The sequence below is a fragment of the Actinosynnema sp. NPDC059797 genome (assembly GCF_042732085.1).
GTDB lineage: Bacteria > Actinomycetota > Actinomycetes > Mycobacteriales > Pseudonocardiaceae > Actinosynnema.
The window spans coordinates 1-3,913 of record NZ_JBHWIE010000523.1; the positions used below are offsets into that span (position 1 = coordinate 1).

Genomic DNA, 3,913 nt, shown 5'->3' on the forward strand with positions numbered 1-3,913 from the left:
GGCCCCTACCGGTCCCGGGGCGGTCGGGTCGTCCGGGTGACGCGGTCGGCGCCCCTCCGCCACCGGTCGCCCAGCCGTCGGCGACCACCCACCGTGACCGGACCGGCCGCGCCCGACCCCCGCCGGTCCGGGCTGCGGTTGTCCGCAACTCGCCGGCGGCGCCCAGCCTCCCTGCCTTAGGCTGCGATCACCACCGGTCGGCATCGCCGCTGGTGCGGCCCACACCAGGCGGTTGCCGAAGCCCGCAGCGCACCCCGGGAGGTCGTCACGACAACCGTCGAGGCGCCGGACGCGCCGCGCCGCAACCCGGTCCGCGACGCCCTGGCCCGCTACCGCCGGTCGCTGAGCGGCGTCGGCCTGGTGTTCGCGCTGCTGTTCTTCGCCTGGTCGATGACGCCCTCGCTGCTGCCCCGCCCCTGGTACCTCCAGGGCGTGGCCGCGGGCATCTGCTCGGCCACGGGCTACCTGATCGGGGTGGGCCTGGTGCGGCTGACCCGGTGGCTCGGCTTCCGCCCGGTGTGGTCGGAGCGGGCCCGGTGGCGCGGGAACGTCCTGTTCGCCGTCGGCACCGCGATCTGGATCCCGGCGTCGCTGCTCCTGGGTGCCCACTGGCAGGAACAGGTGCGGGAGCTGGTCGGCGTGCGGACCGACGAGCAGACCTACTACGGGCTGGTGCTGGGCGTCGCGGTCGTGGTGGCGGGCGGGCTCCGGGCGGTCGGGCTGGTGCTGCGCGCGGCGTCGCGGCGGGTGGCGGCCGCGGGCGCCCGGTTCGTGCCGCCGCGGCTCGCCCGGCTCACCGGCGCGGTGGTGGTGGCCGTGCTCGCGGTGCTGTTCGTGGACGGCGCGCTGGTCAACGGTTTCCTCGCGGTGGTCAACCGGCTCGCGGCGACCGCCGACAGCGGCGACCACCCCGGTGTGGTGCGCCCGACCGCGCCGGAGCGCTCGGGGTCGCCCGACTCGCTGGTGCCGTGGGAGTCGCTGGGCAAGGAGGGCCGCGCCTTCGTCGCCGGCGGGCCCACGGCGGCCGAGCTGAGCGCGTTCACCGGGCGCCCGGCCCGGACGCCCATCCGCGTGTACGGCGGCCTGTCGTCGGCGGGTTCGCTGTCCGAGGTGGCCGCGCTGGTGGTGACCGAGCTGGAGCGCACGGGCGCGTTCGACCGGGCCGTCATCGCCGTCGTCACCACCACCGGCACGGGCTGGGTGGACCCGGGCGCCACGGAGGGGTTGGAGTACGTCCACGGCGGCGACACCGCGATCGCCGCCCTCCAGTACTCCTACCTGCCCAGCTGGGCCGCGTTCGTCGCCGACCGGGAGAGCCCGCAGGTGGCGGGTTCGGAGCTGTTCGACCAGGTCTACGCGACCTGGGAGCGGCGGCCACCGGACCGCAGGCCCGAACTCGTCGTCTACGGCGAGAGCCTCGGCGCCTACGGCGGCCAGGCGGCGTTCAGCGGTCTCCAGGACATGACCACCCGCACCTCCGGCGCGCTGTGGACGGGCACCCCGAACTCGACGCGGGTGTGGGAGGAGCTGACCGCCGACCGCGACCCGGGCACCCCGCAGCGGCTGCCCGTCGTGGACTCCGGCGCCGCGGTGCGGTTCGCCGACCACCCGGACGACCTGGACCTGGCCGCGCCGTGGGGCGGCAGCCGCGTGGTGTACCTCCAGCACTCGACGGACCCGGTCGTCTGGTGGTCGCCGCAACTGCTCACCCGCCGCCCCGACTGGCTCGGCGAGGCCCGCGCGCCCGACGTGAGCCCGCAGATGACCTGGCTGCCCGCGATCACGTTCTGGCAGCTGACCATGGACCTGGTGTTCTCCACGGAGGTCCCGCCGGGGCAGGGCCACCACTACGGGCCGGCCGAGACCGCCGAGGCCTGGGCGCACATCCTCGAACCGCCCGGCTGGACCGAGGCGGACACCGAGCGGTACCGGGAGCTGGTCGAGGCGCGGGAGGTCCGGGAGGAGCGGTGAGCCCGCGCGGCTACCGGCCGCTCGCCGCGCGCCTGGCCCTGACCCGGCGGTGGCTCCAGACCAGCAGCGCGAGCAGCACCAGCCCGGACAGGATCAGGCTCGACCCGGTGCCCCAGCCGCCGAACGGCAGAGCCGCCACCAGGCCCCACGTGATGCCGGCCGCGATCAGCAGCAGCCCGGCGGTCACCGAGACCGCGACGCGCAGCGGCGAGGACACGCTGTCCTCCGCCGCCTTCATCGCCCGGTCCCGCACCGGGTCCACGTAGCGCTCCAGGGCGGGGAACTCCCCGGCCAGCACGACGAGCCCGGCGAGCACCAGCAGCAACCCGGGTCCGGGCAGCACCAGCAGCAGCGCGCCGACGACGAGCAGCAGCGCGCCCGCCGTGACGAGGGCCGCCCGCTTCACCGGCTTGCCGAGCCCCACGTCCCACCCCTCCCGTGCCCGTCACCGCGGTGTGCCGAGCCCGCGGTCCGCCGAGCCCCCAGTCTGCCGAGTCCGACGCCCGCCCGCCCGACCACCTCGCCCCGGTCACCTCACCGAGCCGCGTCACCTCACCCCGGTCACCTCACCCCGGTCACCTCACCTGGCCGCCTCACCCCGCGGCCCAGCCGTCCCGCCGCCTCGCCCCGCCACCTCATCGGGGGTGTCCCGCGTCAGCCGCGCGCCGCGACCCGCCGTCCACGTCCGTCGTGAGGTGGAGGGCGCCGTCCTCGCCCGGCACGCACGCCGCCTCCCGGTCGACGGTGCCGAGGAACAGGCCGACGCAGCCGGCGACCTGCCGGTGCCCTTCGGCGTTGGGGTGGAAGGACTCCACGCTGGCGTGCTCGGCCCGTTCGGCGTCGCTGAAGCCGTCCCAGTCCAGGGTCAGCCGGGTGAACCACTCGTTCTCCTGGTCGTCGCCGCCCGTGCACGCCTCGTGCCCCTGCCCCGAGCGGGACAGGTCCAGGAAGCGGGCGCCGGCGCGGTCGGCCGCCTCGCGCAGCGCGGCGGACAGGTCGGGCACGGCGTGGTCCCGGATCCAGGCCAGGTCGTCGGTGAGGAACGGGCAGCCGCTGAGGTTGCGCAGCTCCTCGGGGATGCCGGGCGCGAGCGGCGAGGCGTAGGAGAGCTGCACGAGCTGGTAGTCGCCGTCCCGGTAGCCCTCGTCGGCCAGGACGCGCCTGATGTCGCGGAGCGCGCGTTCGACCTTCGGCACCACGGCGTCCAGGCGTTGCCCCCAGTCCCGCTCCACCGCGTCGTGGCACGGCGTGCCGAGCCGGATCCTGGCGTTCAGGCACTCGGTCATGAGCCGGGAGAAGCGGGGGTCGTCGTTGGCCCCGACCGCCACCAGCACGGCCGCGACGCGGTGCGTCCTGGCCAGCTCGGCGAGCCGCCGGGCCTGGCTGGGCTCGGTCCACTGCATGGTCCCGTCCAGGACCACGTCCTCGGTGGACGCCCCGGAGCAGGCGAGGTTGACCTTGGCCTCCACGCCGGGCACGTCGATCCGGTTGACCGCTGCGTTCGTGGAGCGGTGGCACCAGTTGCCCCGCGTGCCGTCGGTCTCCGGGGAGTAGTCGCCGGCGCCCTCGCCGGACAGGGTGCTGTCACCCAGGGACACCACGGTCAGCGGGCCGGTCCCGGGCGGGCCCGGCAGGTCCGGCGCGCCGGTGATCTCCAGGAACACCGCCGCGCCGACCACGGACGCCACCCCGGCCAGTGCGCCGAGCAGCCAGTACCTCGCTCGTGCCACCGTCGACCGCCCTCCCGCCGGCCACCGCGGACCGCGGTCGCCTCCGGCCCTCGCGGGGTGGGGCCCCGGGTGGGCCGGTCCAGTGCGCGACCGGGCGGGTGACGTGCTCCTGGTCTCGAGGTTCCCACTGGTCAGCGCCCGTTTCCAGACGGGGTGGAAAGCCACCCGATGGTGTGACGCGCGCCGTGCCTCACCCGGTCGTGCCCGGCGGC

General features: G+C 76.1%; 3 protein-coding genes. 1 reads left to right on the plus strand and 2 read right to left on the minus strand.

What is annotated here, in order from left to right; genetic code table 11:
• The first annotated feature begins 360 nt into the window (after window positions 1-360).
• On the plus strand, window positions 361-1,971 hold the full coding sequence (locus ACFV4N_RS40955; protein ID WP_499678079.1) for an alpha/beta hydrolase: 1,611 nt from the start codon (window positions 361-363) through the stop codon (window positions 1,969-1,971).
• Between the two features lie 10 nt (window positions 1,972-1,981).
• Here the strand turns inward: ACFV4N_RS40955 and ACFV4N_RS40960 are convergent, their stop codons facing one another.
• Both ACFV4N_RS40960 and ACFV4N_RS40965 read right to left on the minus strand, forming a co-directional pair.
• A complete protein-coding gene (locus ACFV4N_RS40960) occupies window positions 1,982-2,395 on the minus strand; it encodes a PGPGW domain-containing protein (RefSeq protein WP_499678080.1) in 414 nt (137 codons plus the stop codon).
• Between the two features lie 211 nt (window positions 2,396-2,606).
• Window positions 2,607-3,701, minus strand: coding sequence for a GDSL-type esterase/lipase family protein (locus tag ACFV4N_RS40965; RefSeq protein ID WP_499678081.1), 1,095 nt, complete (start codon window positions 3,699-3,701; stop codon window positions 2,607-2,609).
• Window positions 3,702-3,913 lie beyond the last annotated feature (212 nt).